The 12,916-nt window shown below is 74.0% G+C and carries 13 protein-coding genes; 8 read left to right on the forward strand and 5 right to left on the reverse strand.

What is annotated here, in order from left to right; all coding sequences use genetic code 11:
• Positions 1–77: 77 nt before the first annotated feature.
• Both ACZ6WH_RS01435 and ACZ6WH_RS01440 read right to left on the reverse strand, forming a co-directional pair.
• Positions 78–1,040, reverse strand: a complete 963-nt coding sequence (locus ACZ6WH_RS01435) for a threonine/serine dehydratase (protein ID WP_469725128.1) — start codon at positions 1,038–1,040, stop codon at positions 78–80.
• 101 nt (positions 1,041–1,141) lie between these two features.
• The gene (locus tag ACZ6WH_RS01440; RefSeq protein WP_469725130.1) at positions 1,142–1,942 is read right to left on the reverse strand and encodes an AraC family transcriptional regulator; all 801 of its coding nucleotides are present in this window, start codon (positions 1,940–1,942) and stop codon (positions 1,142–1,144) included.
• A gap of 71 nt (positions 1,943–2,013) precedes the next feature.
• Here ACZ6WH_RS01440 and ACZ6WH_RS01445 point away from each other — a divergent pair, with 71 nt between their 5' ends.
• Positions 2,014–3,228 carry an MFS transporter gene (locus ACZ6WH_RS01445; protein WP_469725132.1) on the forward strand — a complete coding sequence of 405 codons (1,215 nt, stop codon included), beginning with the start codon at positions 2,014–2,016 and terminating at the stop codon, positions 3,226–3,228.
• A 29-nt stretch (positions 3,229–3,257) separates the two neighbouring features.
• Entirely contained in the window at positions 3,258–3,551 is a 294-nt protein-coding gene (locus tag ACZ6WH_RS01450) for a hypothetical protein (protein ID WP_469725134.1), read from the forward strand.
• Between the two features lie 52 nt (positions 3,552–3,603).
• On the opposite strand, the gene ACZ6WH_RS01455 is transcribed toward ACZ6WH_RS01450, so the two are convergent.
• A complete protein-coding gene (locus tag ACZ6WH_RS01455) occupies positions 3,604–5,175 on the reverse strand; it encodes a glycoside hydrolase family 32 protein (protein WP_469725135.1) in 1,572 nt (523 codons plus the stop codon).
• Between the two features lie 231 nt (positions 5,176–5,406).
• Positions 5,407–6,420, reverse strand: a complete 1,014-nt coding sequence (locus ACZ6WH_RS01460; RefSeq protein WP_469725136.1) for a LacI family DNA-binding transcriptional regulator — start codon at positions 6,418–6,420, stop codon at positions 5,407–5,409.
• Between the two features lie 338 nt (positions 6,421–6,758).
• Here ACZ6WH_RS01460 and ACZ6WH_RS01465 point away from each other — a divergent pair, with 338 nt between their 5' ends.
• Positions 6,759–8,165, forward strand: a complete 1,407-nt coding sequence (locus ACZ6WH_RS01465) for a sugar porter family MFS transporter (RefSeq protein WP_469725138.1) — start codon at positions 6,759–6,761, stop codon at positions 8,163–8,165.
• Between the two features lie 40 nt (positions 8,166–8,205).
• On the opposite strand, the gene ACZ6WH_RS01470 is transcribed toward ACZ6WH_RS01465, so the two are convergent.
• Complete coding sequence (locus ACZ6WH_RS01470) at positions 8,206–8,967, reverse strand: IclR family transcriptional regulator (protein WP_469725140.1); 762 nt, start codon at positions 8,965–8,967, stop codon at positions 8,206–8,208.
• 140 nt (positions 8,968–9,107) lie between these two features.
• Here ACZ6WH_RS01470 and ACZ6WH_RS01475 point away from each other — a divergent pair, with 140 nt between their 5' ends.
• From ACZ6WH_RS01475 to ACZ6WH_RS01495, 5 genes are read left to right on the forward strand one after another with little or no spacing between them, the layout of a single operon-like run.
• The gene (locus ACZ6WH_RS01475; protein ID WP_469725141.1) at positions 9,108–10,301 is read left to right on the forward strand and encodes an amidohydrolase/deacetylase family metallohydrolase; all 1,194 of its coding nucleotides are present in this window, start codon (positions 9,108–9,110) and stop codon (positions 10,299–10,301) included.
• Complete coding sequence (locus tag ACZ6WH_RS01480) at positions 10,298–11,077, forward strand: SFCGS family glycine-rich protein (protein WP_469725143.1); 780 nt, start codon at positions 10,298–10,300, stop codon at positions 11,075–11,077. Before ACZ6WH_RS01475 ends, ACZ6WH_RS01480 begins: the two co-directional genes overlap by 4 nt.
• Positions 11,074–11,409, forward strand: coding sequence for a DUF4312 family protein (locus ACZ6WH_RS01485; protein ID WP_469725144.1), 336 nt, complete (start codon positions 11,074–11,076; stop codon positions 11,407–11,409). Before ACZ6WH_RS01480 ends, ACZ6WH_RS01485 begins: the two co-directional genes overlap by 4 nt.
• A gap of 7 nt (positions 11,410–11,416) precedes the next feature.
• The gene (locus tag ACZ6WH_RS01490; protein ID WP_469725146.1) at positions 11,417–12,208 is read left to right on the forward strand and encodes a DUF4311 domain-containing protein; all 792 of its coding nucleotides are present in this window, start codon (positions 11,417–11,419) and stop codon (positions 12,206–12,208) included.
• Between the two features lie 10 nt (positions 12,209–12,218).
• Complete coding sequence (locus tag ACZ6WH_RS01495) at positions 12,219–12,902, forward strand: DUF4310 family protein (protein WP_469725147.1); 684 nt, start codon at positions 12,219–12,221, stop codon at positions 12,900–12,902.
• Positions 12,903–12,916 lie beyond the last annotated feature (14 nt).

Genomic DNA, 12,916 nt, shown 5'->3' on the forward strand with positions numbered 1-12,916 from the left:
TGCGTCACCGCGGGCGTACCGCTGCGGGCCCGCCGGACTCCGGCCGACCCGCAGCGGTACGCCCGCGTCCGTGCTCCTCAGGCCGGCAGGCCGAACTCCGCCGCCCAGCGCATGATGTCCCCGGGCGAGGCGTTGCCGCCGCACAGCACCAGGCCGATCCGGGCGTCGTCGCCGACCCGCTCGATCACCCGGCGGGCCGCCGGGAGCAGGCAGCCGGCGGCCGGCTCGGCCCAGACCTTCGCGTGCTCCGCCAGGTCGAGTACGCCCCGCACGGCCTCCCGGTCCGGCACCACCAGCACCTCGTGCACCAGCGCCGCCGCGTGCTCGTACGTCAGCTGCGAGGCCGCCGGGGCGCTCAGCGTGGAGACGATCGAGGACAGCCGCACCGGCACCGGGCCCCCGGCGGCCAGCGCCTCGGACATGGCCTGCGCGCCTTCCGTCTCCACGCCCCAGACCCGCACGCCGGGCCGGAGCGCGTGCAGCGCCGCAGCGACGCCCGAGATCAGCCCGCCGCCCCCGATGCTGACCAGCACGTCGGTCAACTCCCCGGCGTCCTCGGCGAACTCCTTCCCGACCGTGCCCTGCGCGGCCACCACGACCGGGTCGTCGAAGGGGTGCACCAGCGTCAGGCCCTCCGCCTCCAACTCCTGCACCAGCTTGAACGCGCCGTCCATGTCATCGGTCAGCTGCACCGAAGCGCCGGCGGTCGTCGCGATGTCCACGGCCCTGGCGGGCGCGGACCGCGGCATCACCACCGTCGCCTTCAGCCCCAGCACCCCGGCCATCACCGCGAGCCCGATCCCGTGGTTGCCGCCGCTGACCGCCACCACGCCCGCCGCGCGGTCCGCCTCGCTCAGCGAGAGCAGTTTCGCCGTCGCGCCGCGCGCCTTGAAGGAGCCGGTCCGCTGCAGCAGTTCGAGCTTGGTGGTCACCGGCGCGCCGAGCAGCGCGGAGAGGCCCGGACTCGGCACCGTCGGGGTCCGCACGACGTGTTCGCCGATCAGGCCGGCCGCTGCCTCGATGTCCGAGATGCCGATCACGGCACCCTCCCTCTCCATTGGCGTCCGCTCCGCTGCCACCTGCGCTTCCGCGACGGCGGCGCCCTCGACCCTACAACCGGTCGGCGGGGGCGGAGTCCGGCTCAGGACAGCTCGGCCGACGGGGCCTGCGTGCCGGCGAAGTAGGCGGTGGGCGTCGTCCCGAGGGCACGGTGGAACATCGCGGTGAAGGCGCTGGGCGTGGCGTACCCGACGGCGCCGGCGACGGTGGTGACCGGCGTACCCCGGGCGAGCAGGGTGACCGCGTGCACGAGCCGGGCCTGCTGCACCCAGCGGGCGAGGCCCATGCCGGTCGCGGCGGCGAACCGGCGGTGCAGGCTGCGCGTACTCAAGTGCGCGGCGGCCGCGGCCTCCGAGGCCGTCCACCGCTCGCCGGGACGCCGCTGGATCGCCGCGCACACCTCGGCCAGCTGCGGGTCGGACGGCGCCGGGAGGTGCAGCGCCGGGACCGGGTGCGGGGTGAGTTCGAGCAGCAGCAGATCCATGAGCTTCCCGTCCCGGCCCGCGCGGTCGTACAGCACCGGCAGCCGGGTCGCCTCGTCGATGAGCTCCCGCAGCAGTGGGGAGACCGAGACGACGGTGGGCACGTCGGGCAGGCGCAGGGCCGCCCGCCGCTCGATGTAGAGGGTGCGCATGGCGACCGGTCCCGCACAGGTCATCGCATGGGTGAGGCCGGGCGGCAGCCAGACGCCCCGGGTGGCGGGCACCACCCACGCGCCGTGCGCGGTGGTGACCGTGATGGCTCCGGACGTGCCGTAGATCAGCTGCGCGCGGACGTGCCGGTGCGCGGGGATGTGGTGCCCGTCGGGCAGATCGCGCGCCATGGCGGCCAGGGGCCTCGGCACGTGCTGGTAGTCGTCGCGGTTCTCGCTCTTGCCGTACATGGCGCAATCTCGACAGGTGATGGCGGGACAGCGAAAGTATGCCACCGGCGGGCGTCCTAGCGTCGACGTACGTGAACGCACCACTGACCGCAGCGCCGGGCCGCGAGCAGGCCCGCACCCCGACCCTCCTGCTGGCCGCCACCAGCGCCGTGACGGCCGCCAACGTCTATCTCGGCCAGCCCCTGCTCGGCTCCGTGGCCGCCTCGATGCACGTGGCACCCGACGCCCTCGGGGCCGTGCCGACCGCCACCCAGCTGGGGTACGCGGCCGGCATCCTGCTGATCGTCCCGGCCGGCGACGGCCGCGACCGGCGCCGCCTGATCCTCGGCCTGGGCACCGCCTCGGCGGTGGCCCTCCTCGCCTGCGCGCTCGCCCCCTCGGTGTGGTGGCTGACCGTGGCGGGCTTCGCCCTGGGCGTGCTCTCCCCGGTCCCGCAACTGGTCGCGCCGCTCGCCGTCGCGCTGTCCGGGGCGCCCGGCGGAGGGGGCAGCGGCCGGATCGTCGGCACCGTCCAGGGCGGCCTGCTGGTCGGCGTACTGGCCTCCCGCGCCTACGCCGGCGCCCTCGCCGACCTCGCCGGATGGCGCGCCGTGTACCTCTGCTCCGCGGTGCTGACCCTGGCGCTCATGGCCGTGCTCCGCCGGACCCTGCCCGCCGCCCCGGTCGCCGCCACCACCCCGTACCGGGCCTCGCTCGTCTCCCTTCCGCGGCTCGTCCGGCACCCGCTGGTGTGGCGGGTCGTCCTCTCCGGAGCCCTGGTCGGCATCGCGTTCGGCGCCTTCTGGACGACGCTGACGTTCCTGCTGGCGCACCAGTACGGGCTCGGCGCGACCGCCACCGGGCTGTTCGGGCTGGTGGCCGCGGTCAGCGCCCTCGCCTCGCCGTACGCCGGGCGGGCGGCCGAGCGCCTGGGGCGCCGCGGCGCGCTCGCCCTCCTCACCGGCCTGGTCGTGGCGGGCTGGCTGATCATGCTGCCGGGCGGCACGGCGCTCGTCCCGCTGATCGTGGGCGTCGTCGTGCTCGACGTCGGCGTCTGGGGCGGCCAGGCCGTCTGCCAGACCGTCCTGTTCACCCTCGACCCCGCCGCCCACAGCCGGCTGAACACGGTCTATTTCACCCTGCGCTTCCTGGGCATCGCCCTCGGCTCGCTGGCCGGCACACTGGCCTGGGCGGCCGGCGGCTGGCCCGCCGTGGTCGGCACCGGCGTCGCCGCCGCGCTGGCCGGCCTGTTCATCGGCGTGATACCGACCGGTAGGCAACCTTTTCGGGACCTCGGCGGTCTCTGAGGCACGCACGTCCAACGGGGGAGTCGCGCATGACCGGAAGCCGCTTGATCGTCAGCCTCATCGGCGCCGTCCTCGCTCTGTGGGGCCTCGTCATCTACGGACAGAACCAGAGCGCGGCCGGCCCGGCCGACCGGACGGCCGTCAGCGCCGGTGACGACCGGTACGGCGGCTTCGCCGCGGTCGGCACCGACAGCACCGGCCCGGCGGCGAGCAGCGCCGACGCCGAGCTGGTCCAGCAGGGCAGGACGCTCGGCATCGGCATGGCCGGCGGCGGTGTGCTGATCGGCGCGGTGCCGTGGATCGTACGGCGCCGCGCCGCCTGACGCGGACCCCGCGCCGGTCGTCGCGGGGACCGCGTCACGTCGAGGGGCTACGTCACCAGGCCGACCGCAGCGGCCACACCGTCAGCCGCTCGACCCGCACCCCGCCCTCCTCGGCGAAGGTGCCCAGCCCCGTGGCGTCCGGACCGGGGAAGATCTGGTCGGTCAGGCAGACCGCGCCGCCGTCCGCGAAGACCTCCACCGAGGAGCGGTCCACGAGCACCCGCAGCTTCAGCACGCCGTCCGTGAGCGCCAGCGGTGCACGGTGCACGGCCGGAAAGTCCGCCGAGAACCCGACGTCGCCGGAGGCGGTGCGGTCCACGTACAGCTCGCCGCCGGCGGTGTCGTAGCCGATGCGGGTGCGCTGCCCGCCGCCGGTCCGCACCTCCAGGCCGCAGCGCCGCGCCCCGTCCGGCCGCAGCTCCGCCTCGATCTCGTACGTCAGCGCCGCGTCCCGCAGCAGCCGGGCGGTGCCCGCGGCGATCCGGCGCCCCGTGATCCGCAGGGCGGGGCGCCTGCGCAGCGCGGCCAGCTCGGCGACCGGCTGCTGCACGAGGACGGCCGCGCCGTCCGCCGCGGCCCGCAGCCCCAGCTCCCGGGGGAAGCCCATCGCGCTCCGCCACGGGTCGGTGGGGATCTTCTCGCCGTACAGCCAGTTGTTCATCCAGGAGACCAGGACGCGGCGGCCGTCCGGCGCGTCGTTGTAGGTGACGCCCGCGTACGCGTCGGCGCCGTGGTCCAGCCAGCGCGGCGCGTCCTGCGGATCGGCGGTGAAGGTGGTCCCGTCGAAGTCGCCGGTGAAGTACTGCCCTGCCGAACCGCCCGCCGGGCCACCGGGGTTGAGGTTGACGATCAGTACCCACCTGCGGCGTCCCGGGGCGCCGGCCACGGGCAGCTCGAACAGGTCCGGGCACTCCCACACGCCGCCGGTCGCCCCGCTCGGCCCGAAGTCGCTCAGGTGCGTCCAGGTCTTGAGGTCGGGCGAGGCGTAGAAGCGGATGCGGTGCTCGGCGGCCATCGCCACGGCCATCACCCAGCGGCCGGTTGGCGCGTGCCAGAAGACCTTGGGGTCGCGGAAGTCGTTCGAGCCGATGTCCAGCACGGGGTTGCCCGCGTACCGGGTCCAGGTGTCGCCGCCGTCCGTGCTGAAGGCGAGCGACTGGCGCTGCCGCCCGGTCGCCTTGACCATGCTGGTGTAGACGGCGACCAGCGGGGGAGCGGTCGCGCTGCCCAGGCCGCTGGTGTTGTTCCGGTCGAAGACCGCACTGCCGGAGAAGACCATCTCCTCGTCGTCGTGCGCGAGGGCGACCGGCCGCTCCTCCCAGTGCACGAGGTCGGGGCTGGTGGCATGGCCCCAGGACATGTTGCCCCAGGTGTTCCCGGCCGGGTTGTACTGGAAGAAGAGGTGGTACGTGCCGTCGTGGTGTAGGAGCCCGTTGGGGTCGTTCATCCAGTTCCGGGCGGGGGAGAAGTGCACCTGCGGGCGGTGGGGCTCGTTGTACGCGCGGAGTCCGGCCGCCGTGGCCGGTGCGGTGGACCAGGTGGTCAGGGCGCCGGTGCCGGCCAGGGCGAGGGCGGCCGTCAGAACGTTCCGCCGGCTCACGGGGCGGTGCGGGGTGTCGGGCATGAGGTGCCTCCAGTCGGGCAGCGCAATGCGGGCTGCTACCAGGGAAGGTGGGCCGTACCAGGGAGGTGGCCCGCGTCCTCGGCTCCCGACGAACCGGACGGCTGAGCGGTCGATCGCGCGGCGGCCGCTGCCGACGAATGGCGGCCGCACCGCGGGACGTTGCCCGGCGACACCCGGGTGCGGTCCGCCGCAGACTGTAGGAGGCCGGACCGGCCGTGTCCAGAGGGGCGGTCAGCGCACCGGCTCGGCGGGGCAGCCGCAGGACGTGCGGTGCACCAGCGTCGGTTCCAGCAGCACGGTCCGCTTCGCGCCGTCCGGGTCCGCGAGCCGGTCGATCAGCATCCGTACGGACCGGGCGCCGATCTCCTCCACCGGCTGCGCGATGGCGGTCAGCTGCGGCTGGAGCAGATCGGCCCACTCGAAGTCGTCGAAGACGCTCAGGGCGACGTCCTGCGGCGCCTTGAGGCCCAGCCGGGACAGCGCGCGCAGCACGCCGAGCGTCATGTGGTTGTTGCCGACCACCAGCGCGGTCGGCGCGTCCTTGCCGCGCAGCAGCTTCTCGGTGACCTGCTCGGCCATGTACGCGTGGCTGTGCCCGGGGACGACCAGTTCCTTGGCCGGGTCCAGGCCCTGCCGCCGCATGCCGCGCTGCCAGCCGCGCACCCGTTCCGTGCTGGTGCGGATCCCCCGCCGCCCGGCCACCATGCCGATGCGGGTGTGGCCGAGGTCGGCGAGGTGGTCGACCAGCCGGGCCGTGGACTCCACGTTCGCGGTGCCGATCTGGTCGAAGGCGGCGGAGGCGCAGCGGTCGATCAGGACGGTGGGCAGGCCGGTGTCCTTGAGGTAGCGCAGCGCGGCACCGCGGGCGCCGGCCGCGGTGGCCAGCAGCAGGCCGTCGACGCGGCGCTGGTGGAGGTTCTGCACGACCCGCAGCTCCTCGGCCGGGTCGTCGTGGGTGTCGGCTATCAGCAGGGTGTAGCCGGCGGCGCGGGCCGTGGCGTCGATGGACGAGACCATGTCGGCGAAGTGGAAGTTGGTGACGGCCGAGACCGCGAGCCCGAGCGTCTTGGTGCTGGAGGTCACCAGCGAGCGGGCGATGGTGTTCGGGATGTAGCCGGTGTCGCGCATGGCGGCGTGCACCTGGTCCCGGGTCTCCTCCTTCACGAACCGGGTCTTGTTGATCACGTGGGACACGGTCGAGACCGAGACACCGGCCCGACGTGCCACGTCGGCCATGGTCGCCATGCGTGCCTCCTCAGCGGTCTGTGCGTCCCCGCGATCGTACGTGAGGCCGGGCTCGGGAAAAGCGCTTGCGCAAACGCTTGCGCGAAATCGCTCGACAGGTCACGATGCCGTACCGGCGGTCACTCCCGACCGGAACTCCGGCACCCGGCGTCGCGTGCCGGAGTTCCGTGACCGCCCCCTCCGGCTGCCGTGACGCGGCACCGGCTCCCGCCGCCCGTCCCGCCGACGGACGGCGGCGGGAGCAACCGCACGCACCGGGCCGCCGGACGACCGGCCCGGCGCGTGGGGCGCACCGGTACCAGCTGACCGCGCGTCAGCCCACCTGAAGGAGAGCTGTCTTGTCCCGCACCGACACCGTCCTTTCGCCCGATCCGGGCGCACCGCCGCGCACGCGCGGCCGCGCAGCGGTCCTCGGCGCCTCCGCCGTCGCCGCGCTCGGCGGCTTCCTCTTCGGGTACGACACCGGGATCATCTCCTCGGCGCTGCTCCACATCACGCCCGAATTCCACCTCAGCGCCGGCATGCAGCAGATCACCGTGGCGTCCCTGCTGCTCGGTGCGATCGTCGGCGTACTGGTCAGCGGCGCGGTCACCGACGCGGCGGGCCGCCGCCGCACACTGCTCACCGCCGCCGGCATCTTCACCGTGGGCGCCTTCGGCTGCGCCGTGGCGCCGGGTGTCGGCGTGCTGACCGGCGCCCGCTTCGTCCTCGGCCTCGCCATCGGCACCGCCTCGCTCGCCGTCCCCGCGTACATCGCCGAGATCGCGCCCAAGGAGAGCCGCGGCAAGCTGGTCTCGCTCAACCAGCTGATGATCACCGTCGGCATCTTCGTCTCCTACCTCGTCGGCTACGCCTTCGACGACGTGGCGCAGGGCTGGCGCTGGATGCTCGGCCTCGGCGCCGTACCGTCCCTGCTCATGCTCGTCGGCGTGGCGCGGCTCTCGGAGAGCCCGCGCTGGCTGCTCACCCACGGCCGCCCCGACGAGGCGCGCGCGGTCCTGCGGCGTACGCGCACCGACGAGGAGGCCGAGCGCGAGATCCGTGAGATCGAGACGCTGGCGGCCCAGGAGTCGAAGATCGGCTACCGGGACCTGCTGCGCCCCGCCATGCGGCCTGCCGTGCTGCTCGGCGTGGTCGTCGCCGCGACGAACCAGCTCGTCGGCGTCAACGCCGTCATCTACTACGCCCCCACCATGCTCCAGCAGGCCGGCTTCGCCAGCTCCGCCGCGATCCTCTCCTCGCTCGGCATCGGCCTGGTCAACATGGTCCTCACCGGCGTCGCGCTGCTCCTGGTCGACCGGGTCGGCCGCCGCCCGCTGCTCCTCGGCGGCACCGCCGTCGTCGTCCTCGCCCTGGTCCTGCTCGGCGCGCTCTACCTCGCCGGCGACGGACAGCCCGCGCACAGCGGCCTGCTGGTCGCCGGACTCTGCCTCTACATCGGCGCGTTCGCGCCCAGCCTGGGCCTGGCGATCTGGCTGATCAACAGCGAGATCTTCCCCACCGCGGCACGCGGCAAGGCGTCCTCCTTCGGCAACGTCACCCACTGGGGCCTGGACTTCGCCATCTCGCTCACCGTGCTGACCACCATCCAGGCCCTCACCCCCACCGGCCTGTTCTGGCTCTACGCCGCCTTCGGCCTCCTCGGCGTCGCCTACCTCCACCGCAAGCTCCCCGAGACCAAGGGCCGCAGCCTGGAGGACATCTCGGCGTCGCTGCGCGGGGACCGCACGCGGGCCGGGAACTGACCGCCACCACGGCTACTCGTTCACAGAGGTGTCCCGGCGCTCACAGCCGCCGGGACACCTCTGCCGCCGCTTGACACACCGCCGGCGCGAACTCCTGCAGCTGATCCTCCGTCACCAGGAAGGCCAGCGCGGACACCGACACCGCGCCCATCGGGTAGCCCTCGCCGTCCAGTACGGGTGCGGCCACCGAGCACACTGCGCCGTCGGCCTCCTCGTACTCCGTCGCGAAGCCCCGCTCCCGTACCGTCGCCAGCTCCGCCGCCAGCCGGTCCCGGTCGGTGATCGTGCGGGGCGTCCGGGCGGGCAGGCCCGCACGGTCCAGCAGCGCGGCCGCCTCGTCCGCCGGGAGATGCGCCAGCAGTACCTTCCCGGCGGCGCTGGCGTGCAGCGGGAGCGCCATGCCGACCTCGGTGGCGATGCGGTACGCGTGCCCGGGGTCCACCTTGTGCGTGTACGTCGCCGAGCCGCCGCTGAGCGCCGCGAGGTGCACGGTCTGCCCCAGCCGCTGCTGGAGCGCGCGCAGTACCGCCTCGATGCCCGTCGCGTCCTCGGGCAGCACTTCGGAGGCCAGGGCGCGGAGTTCGGGGCCGATGCCGTACCGGCCGTCGCCGTCGGCGCGCGCGTACCCCTCCTCGATCAGCGTGGCCAGCAGGCGGTGCGTGGTGGCCTTCGGGACGCCGGCCCGGTCGGCGATCCCGCTCAGTTTGCGGGGCGTTTCGAGCCCGGCGAGCGCGCGCAGGACGCGCAGCGTCTTCGCCGCGGAGCTCAGCGGTTTCGCGGGCACCGACTTCGCCTGATCCATTGACCCTCCGTGCTGCGTGCAGCTACTTTGCCGTGCATGCGCGGTCCGTTCTACGGAATGCTAATCCATTCTACGGAACGGACCGACATCCCGCGGCGGTTCCACCCCGCCGTCCGGCTCACCGGGAAAGGCGGTCCGCCATGCACCCTCCCGACCCGTACCGATTCGACCTCGTCGTCCGCGGCGGCCTGCTGGCCGACCCCGAACGCGGCACCCTCGCACCGGGCGAACTCGCCATCCGCGGCGGCCGGATCGTCCGCACCGGACCGCCGGGCAGCCTGCGGGACCCGCGGGCCGAGCGGACATACGACGCCACCGGTCTCCTCGTCACGCCCGGCCTCATCGACCTCCACACCCATGTCTACGGCGGTCGCACCGGACTCGGCGTGGACGCCGACGAGGTGGGCGTCCGCCAGGGCGTCACCACCGTCGCGGACGCCGGCAGCTGCGGCAGCGACCACTGGGACGACTTCGCCGCGCGGGTCCTCGCGCCCGCCCGCACCCGCGTCCTGAGCTGGCTCAACATCTCCCGGCACGGCCTGGTGCACGGGACGCGTGAACTGGCCGGCGGCCCGGCCGACATCGATGTCGACGCCACTGCCGCACTGCTCGTACGGGAGCGCGCCGCCATCCGCGGCATCAAGGTCCGCATGAGCGCGTCCGTACTGGGCGACAGCGGCCTGGCACCGCTCCGCGCCGCCAAGCGGCTGGCCGCCACGGCAGCGCCCGAGCGCGGCCGGGTGCCCGTCATGGTGCACGTCGGCAACGCGCCGCCCGCACTCGGCGACGTGCTCGACGAACTGGGCCCCGGCGACGTCGTCACCCACGCCTTCCACGGCAAGCCGGGCGGCCTGTTCGGCGGCGGCACGGCACCGGTCCCGCAGGCCCGCGCGGCATACGAGCGAGGCGTGCGGTTCGACGTGGGGCACGGCAGCGCCAGCTTCTCCTTCGCCACCGCCGAACGTGCCCTGGACGCGGGCCTCCGCCCGTACACGATCAGCACGGACCTGCATCGCCGCAACGTCGGCGGCCCCGTCCACTCCCTGGCCACCACCCTCGGCAAGCTGCTCGCCCTCGGCCTGCCGCTGACCGACGTGCTCGCCTGCGCCACCGCACACGCCGCCGACGTGCTCGGCCTCGCGGACGGCCTCGGCACCCTGCGCCCCGGCGCCGTCGCCGACCTCGGCCTGCTGGAACTGCGCGAGGAGGAGCGCGTACGGCTGACCGACGCGGCCGGCGCCGTACGCGAGGCGCCGCGGTGTCTCGTGCCCCGCGCGGCCGTACGGGCGGGCACCGTCCACCCCCTCGCCCCCACCCCGAAGGCGGCCGTATGACCCCGACCTCCCACGAAGCGCCCGACATCGAGCGGCTGGCGGCGGCCGTCGCCGGCACTGCCCGCCCGCTGACCGGCCAGGACCGCGCCGAACTCGCCGAGCTGCTGCCGCTGGTCGGCCGGCACGCGCGGGATGCCGGGCTGCGCCTGGAGGGTGACCGCCGGCTCGCCGTCACCGTGCACGCCCTCGCCTTCCTCCGCCGGGTCCGCGACGGCGAACGCCTGGACCCCCTGGGCCCCGAGGTGCACGCCGAGATACCGGCGGCGGGCCTGAACGCGGCGCGCGTACTGGTCGCCGCGTACTGCGAGCCGCGCGGCCGGGCCGCCGACGACACCGAAGCCGCGCTCTTCGCCCTGCACTTCGAGGCCGCACGGCGCGCACCCGAACACTCCGACACCGAGGAGACCGCCATGGCAGTGAAGATCGTCATCGGACACCGGCTCGGCAAGGGCCAGGCCGTCGCCGAGGGCGTCCGCAAGGCCGGCGCCGAGCCCGTCCTCATCCCGGGGCCCGGCGCCGACATGAAGGTCGGGGACGTGATGGCCGCGGAAGGCGCCGTCCTGGGCATCTCCTTCTGCGGCAGTGGCGGGGCCGGCGCGGTCACCGCGAAGGCGAAGTACGGCCACGACATCGAATTCGGCATGCGGTCGGCGCAGGCCGGGGTGACCGCCGTCCAGCAGGGCCGCACCGTGCTCGGCTTCGGCTTCCTGGACACCGAGGAACTGGGCTTCGCGGTGACCGAAGCGCTGCTGAAGAAGCTGGGGGAGGAGGAATGACGGACTCCCGGCTGACGGTGCGGGTGGCCGGCTCGGGACCCACCCGCGAGCGGGCCTTCGCGGCCGCGATGGGCGAGGTGCGGAAGCGGGTCGGGGAGGCGGCCCCGGGCGTCTGCTACCGCGTCGAACCGCTCGCCCTGGACGTCGTCTCGGCCGTCGAGCACCGCTGGACCGAACGGTTCCTCGGAGTGCTCTTCGCGCGGCAGCGGCGCCGCTACGACCTGGAGTTGCGGGTGACCGTACGGGCGGGCGCGCTGGACCTGGCGGCGCTGGACTTCGCCGTCCGGGAGGAGCGGCTCTCCCCGCTCCAGCACGCGCTGCGGATGAGGTGAGCGCGCCGTGCCGCAGACACTGACGATCCTGCTGGAGTCCGCCGTCATCGGGGCGCTGATCGGCTTCGGCGCCTCCGCGGGCGTGGCCCGGATGTTCCACGCGCCCAAGGTCCAGGGCATGGGCGCCTTCCGCACCCTCGGCGAGCTGAACGCCTGCGAGAACGACCCCGTGGCCCACTTCTCCTTCGGCCTCGGCTTCTTCTTCAACGCCTGGGCCAGCGCGGTCGGCACCGGGGCACTCACCTCCGACGTGGACCACCGCATCGTCCCGCACTGGGCCGCCGCGCTCTCCATGGCCAGGAACCGCAACCTCGCCGAGACCCTGCACAATCCCCGCCGGATGGCCTTCTTCGGCGCCGGTGTGGGCATCGTGCTGGTCTCCGTACTGAACACCACGGCGGCCTCCATCCCGTCCTCGCTGCAGAAGGTCGCGGCGGACGTGCTGGGGCCCGCGTCGGAGTGGCTGATCAACCCCGTGATGCCGATCGTCTTCTGGATGGCCGCCGTCGACGCGGGCCGCCGCACCGGCGGCTTGGGCACGGTCCTCGGCGGCCTCGCACACGTCGTCATGGGCAACGCCGTACCGGGCATCGTGCTCGGCATCGTCGTCGGCAAGGCCGTGGACGACCTCGGCTGGACCCGGGTGTCCCGCGTCCTGGCCGGCGCCGTCGTCCTGCTCTTGGCCGCCAGCGCCTTCCTGCGCGGCGTCGACCTGCAACTGCTCGCCCAGATGAAGGTGTCCGCACCCGGGTGGCTGAGCCATCTGCACGCGGTGACCGGCACCGAACCCGCGCCGTGAGGAGGAGCACGTGAGCACAGACATCAGTGCGGAAGGGGCGGGCCGGACCGCCGAGGAACGGTTCTGGCTGGCCGAGTGGTCCTTCCCCGTGTTCGTCGCGCTGCTGGCCGCCGGGATCTTCGCTGGCACGCATCTGTACTACGTCTACCGCACCGGCACCTTCAGCGACGTCGCCGTCACCGCCATGCTCAAGGCGGGCATGGAGAACGGCAGTTACGGCGCGGCCGCCGCCTTCGGCGCGGGTTTCCTCTTCGCCCGCGTCATCGAGGGCCCGATGGTCGGCATCCTCGACATCGGCGGCTCGCTCCAGACCGGCGTCGGCATCGGCATCCCCGCGATGCTGCTGGCCGCCGGGGTCACCGCACCACTGGAGCACTTCTGGCTGGCGGTCCCCACGGGCGCGCTCTGCGGCGGCCTCATCGGCTGCGTGATCCTCGCGATCCGCCGCGCCACGGTCAACTCCACGGGCGGCACCTCCACCTTCGGGGCCGACGTCATGATGGGCGCGGGCAACTCCGCAGGCCGCTACCTCGGCCCCCTCGTCATCATCGCCGCCGCCACCGCCTCCCTCCCGGTCGGCCTCGGCTCGACCGCGGGCGCCGCCCTCTTCTACTGGTGGAAGAAGCCGCTGACCGGCGGCGCCATCCTCGGCGCGATGGTGGCCGGGTTCTTCTTCCCCCTCACCGGCACATGAGCACGAGGAGCCGA

The sequence above is a fragment of the Streptomyces sp. NPDC050806 genome (assembly GCF_055586425.1).

Coding starts and splice junctions, on each gene's coding strand:
- ACZ6WH_RS01440 (WP_469725130.1), bottom strand. CDS start 1,942: ATGTACGGCAAGAGCGAGAACCGCGACGACTACCAGCACGTGCCGAGG.
- ACZ6WH_RS01450 (WP_469725134.1), top strand. CDS start 3,258: ATGACCGGAAGCCGCTTGATCGTCAGCCTCATCGGCGCCGTCCTCGCT.
- ACZ6WH_RS01455 (WP_469725135.1), bottom strand. CDS start 5,175: ATGCCCGACACCCCGCACCGCCCCGTGAGCCGGCGGAACGTTCTGACG.
- ACZ6WH_RS01460 (WP_469725136.1), bottom strand. CDS start 6,420: ATGGCGACCATGGCCGACGTGGCACGTCGGGCCGGTGTCTCGGTCTCG.
- ACZ6WH_RS01470 (WP_469725140.1), bottom strand. CDS start 8,967: ATGGATCAGGCGAAGTCGGTGCCCGCGAAACCGCTGAGCTCCGCGGCG.
- ACZ6WH_RS01475 (WP_469725141.1), top strand. CDS start 9,108: ATGCACCCTCCCGACCCGTACCGATTCGACCTCGTCGTCCGCGGCGGC.
- ACZ6WH_RS01480 (WP_469725143.1), top strand. CDS start 10,298: ATGACCCCGACCTCCCACGAAGCGCCCGACATCGAGCGGCTGGCGGCG.
- ACZ6WH_RS01485 (WP_469725144.1), top strand. CDS start 11,074: ATGACGGACTCCCGGCTGACGGTGCGGGTGGCCGGCTCGGGACCCACC.